The following is a 3,679-nucleotide window of genomic DNA, read 5'->3' on the forward strand; positions in this document are numbered from 1 at the left end:
GAATCGGATGCCAAAAGCATATAGTTTTGGCATTGATAATAGTAGCTATTATAGAATTTCAAATCAGCGGACGTTAGAAATTTAGTAAACGTATAGCTGTAGTCTGGCGGCGGCGCAGAATATGCAGGGTGCTGCTGGTCTGCTGGGGTATAAATTCCAATCATGTCAGTATCGACAAGATGGTATGCTCCCCTATAGTCCTCTTGGTTGAAGAATTTTTTAGTCCACTCCGGGTCGACACTCATTTCCTCTCCTTCCTAAAATATATCTCTTATTACCTAATGCTATTTTGAATTCACGAATCTATTTCGTGTATCCAGCAACAGAAACACCCTTGGGCAACAAAAGGTCACCTTGCAGATTTTCGTCAACGCTTACCCAGCGTCCGTCCAAAAACTCGCCGTAGAAATCTATAGTCGGGTGGCGGTCAGTATGAAACATATCCCGAAAATACTTCACTTCACCGGTATCGCGGTACACAAAATAGGCGTCTCCATATATCGACAATTCCGTCTGAAGCTTGTATATTTTTCGTCCCTGAATCTCTCGGCTACCGTATCCGTGAGTTTCCACCATATACGATTCGATTTCTTGATCCGAAACAATCCACCCCTGGTTATTGGTGATAAATTCGTACACATTAGAAAAGATAACTTTTTCGGGGTCAACTATCTTTGCTAGGGGCTCAAGATCACCGGTCAAATACCCGTAGTTCTTGGCGGCATTATAGTAGGCAAAGAATAAGTACATACCTGAAATATCGTATGTATTCATCTTCTCGCGGATAACCGGGTAGGGTACATTCTGCGCGGGGCTCTCACGGGTTGCGGGAACGTAGACTCCATCTTTTCGGTATGCGGTATATACCAGCGGACCAGATAGACCTGCTGCAGTATTCTTATAGCTTTCTTCTGCAATTATTGTTGCAGGTTCAGCGGCGGCGAGCGCCTGATTTCGCTCCCACGCGGTATCTTCTTGCGCGATTCGCTCGTTTAGCGAAGCTTTCCAGTTCGAGCCAGCTACGTACAGACCTGATGCCGCAGCGGTACCTACCACAGCAGATCCCAACAGCAGGGCACGACGAGAGATTTTGGGGTTCTTCTTCGGCTCTGATGGGTTATTACCGGTTGAGGATTCCTGGGGAGCAGGGGTGTTATTGTTTTCCTTCATTGGTCTTCCTTTCCTCTAGTTCCCCTGTACAGGACCATATGTGGGGGTAAAGTTCACTTCCCACTTTGGATCTAAGAATCGGCACACCATAGTTCCGTAGATGGAACCGCCTGTAACAAGGTTGCGGGTGTCAAAATCAGTAATCGGGTAGAGCTTTTTCTCTGCCGTGATAAAGACTTTCGCCTCTGGTTTCAGGTCGTATCGAACGTTAATTTCGCATAGGTGATTTGCTTCATCCACAATACGGGGCTGAGGTTCAAGAATCTTGAAATTAAGAATTCGCTGGTTCGGGGTAATGACCCAGCCACTAGCGTTGTCGTAGAGTTCTTGAATGGTGGGGAAGAACAATCCGCCTAACATATTTTCAAGATGAAGTCGTCGCGAGTCTCCGGATAGAAGCATATAGTTCTGATAATTTGCATAATAAGTGACCGCGATATTCATGGAAGAAGCCGTCATATTACGCTCGTATGTGCTGTTGTAGTATGGCGGCGGCGCAGCGTATGCGGGATGTGCTTCCGTTGCCGGTTCATATATGCCGATATTAAATACATTTTTCGGATCATTGATTGCCTCGCGGTAATCATAATCGTCATGGAATGGTTTTGCGTAGGCATTGTGCTTCGGAGAAGCGCTAGCTGTTGCCGAAGGGGTTTCTTTTGATTTATTATCTTTGGTTTTTGGCGTGGATGAGCAGGCACTCAAAGTTAAGACGCTGCCAACGCCAAGCACGCCCTTCATAAAACCTCTACGAGAGCTACGAAAAATCATAGTCACAGCAATAATCCTTGGGGTTACATAAATTTTCTACATTTGTTGTGAGTTGAAATATCTAATGCATCAACTTATGAAGAACACTCATTGTTCAGATAACAAATGAGATCATTAAACGAATAAATACCTTTAGCGAATCAACATCTGACTCGTCTGAGTTAGGTATTTGAGATGAATCGTGAGAGCCTCAGCGCTCTCATCTTTAAAAGGCGCAGGGACGGCATGAGCCTGAAAAGTAACCATGTGTTTAGCTTCCGGAAGTTGAAGTTGATGTGACGGTGAACGAGCATCCTCGCCCACACCTCAAGGTAACACACGCACACTCTGCATACGAACTCAGCAAGACGGATTCCATCTCCCCTAGCCAACCACGAGGAGCCAACCTCAAAAGCCCAGCAAGAAACCCCCACCAGCACAGTACCGAAAGTACCGCACCGGCGGGGGTCCTAGAAAAGCACTACAGCTGCCCGAATCCTTGCGGGTAGATCGGCTCGTAGGTGTTGCGGTTGTTGTAGCCATCGCGGTCGTAGTTATCCATTCCGGGCTGCTGAATAGGGTACGGCATGTTCTGAGCCGCCTGCACCAAGGTTCTGGGGCGACTGTTCCATATGTCTCCTAGGGTGGGTGTGGTGTGGTTATCGGTGAGGGCGTGCGGCTACCGGGAAGGTGGGTTCTTACACCTCTAGTCCTTCGAGGGAGAATCCCGGAGGGTACAGCGGCGTGGCGTCCTTATCGCCCTCCACCAGCACCCAGCGGCCGCGCAGGTGCTCAGCATAAAGGAATACATATTCTTCCTCGCCGGTCTTCAAGAACTTATTGATAGGTAGTTTCTCTCCTGTCTGTTGTACATAGAAATATGCATCTTCAGGGATAAAGGTGGATCCCTGGTATTGATATATCTTGCGACGGTTTTTAGACCGCGTACCGATTCCGGGAATCCTAATTCTTACCTGGTAGAGATCCTGGGCAGAAACAATCCACCCAAGATTTTTCTGATACATTTCAAGAATCTCTTTAGATACCACTTTTTCAGGGGTAACTAATTCGGACAGCGGTTTTGTATCTCCCGTGTAGTAGAAATAGTTCAGGGCAGCATAGAAGTATGCTTGGAAAGTATAAAAACCACCGCGACTATATTCATCAATGCCTGGCTGCTGAACGGGGTAGGGCACGTTCTGAGCGGCGCGTTCTTCGGTTGCGGGCACGTACCTGCCGTTGCGCTCGTAGGCGGTGTACACGAGCAGGCCGGATGAACTTCCACTGTCTACATAATCATCAAATTTTTGTTCAGGTGCCAGTTCGATAAGTGCTCTATCCCGTTTAAGAAGGCGCGCTTCTTGTTTTTCCTCATTGGTGGCGAGGATACCGGTCTTTCGACCGATGATGAGGGCGCCGAGGGTGCCCGCACCTGCTATTGCGAGGGCACGACGAGAAAAACGGGGCTTTCGCGACTCTTGCTGATGAGCGAGTAGCTGACCAGAAGATACCGGCTGGGCTTCCGCGAAAGAGTTCTGCTGGGCGTCCGTCTCCTGTTCCTTGCGTTGGGGCTCCATTGTTATGCCTCCTTTTCGGGGATAAAGTGGATGTCCCATCCGGGATTAAGGAAACGGGAGCGCAGGGTGCCGTGGATTGCTCCATCGCGGAGGAGCCCACGCGTATCAAATTCGGTGATGGGCTGTAGCTGCCCGGTGTCTTTCCAGAAGACTTTTGCTTCGGGAAGGATGTCGAATTTGAC

The 3,679-nt window shown here is 48.4% G+C and carries 3 protein-coding genes and 2 pseudogenes; all 5 read right to left on the minus strand.

The annotated features are described in order from the left end of the window. Window positions 1-245, minus strand: a pseudogene (locus tag HMPREF2710_RS09495) (peptidoglycan-binding protein); the annotation flags it as partial. A gap of 58 nt (window positions 246-303) precedes the next feature. Beyond that, window positions 304-1,170: a DUF6318 family protein gene (locus tag HMPREF2710_RS06400; RefSeq protein ID WP_070600190.1), complete on the minus strand. Its 867-nt coding sequence runs from the start codon at window positions 1,168-1,170 to the stop codon at window positions 304-306. A gap of 15 nt (window positions 1,171-1,185) precedes the next feature. Then, the gene (locus HMPREF2710_RS06405; protein ID WP_246824553.1) at window positions 1,186-1,941 is read right to left on the minus strand and encodes a DUF6318 family protein; all 756 of its coding nucleotides are present in this window, start codon (window positions 1,939-1,941) and stop codon (window positions 1,186-1,188) included. Window positions 1,942-2,618: 677 nt separating this feature from the next. After that, window positions 2,619-3,497 (minus strand): DUF6318 family protein, encoded by an 879-nt coding sequence (locus tag HMPREF2710_RS06410; protein ID WP_049359962.1) that lies wholly within the window; start codon window positions 3,495-3,497, stop codon window positions 2,619-2,621. A gap of 2 nt (window positions 3,498-3,499) precedes the next feature. Continuing rightward, window positions 3,500-3,679 (minus strand): annotated as a pseudogene (locus HMPREF2710_RS09500) (peptidoglycan-binding protein); the annotation flags it as partial.

Source organism: Rothia sp. HMSC069D01 (assembly GCF_001810135.1).
In the GTDB taxonomy this organism is placed as follows: domain Bacteria; phylum Actinomycetota; class Actinomycetes; order Actinomycetales; family Micrococcaceae; genus Rothia.

Bases quoted from the DNA above. Each gene is read 5' to 3' on its own strand.
- HMPREF2710_RS06400 (WP_070600190.1), bottom strand. From the start codon at position 1,170: ATGAAGGAAAACAATAACACCCCTGCTCCCCAGGAATCCTCAACCGGT.
- HMPREF2710_RS06405 (WP_246824553.1), bottom strand. From the start codon at position 1,941: ATGATTTTTCGTAGCTCTCGTAGAGGTTTTATGAAGGGCGTGCTTGGC.
- HMPREF2710_RS06410 (WP_049359962.1), bottom strand. From the start codon at position 3,497: ATGGAGCCCCAACGCAAGGAACAGGAGACGGACGCCCAGCAGAACTCT.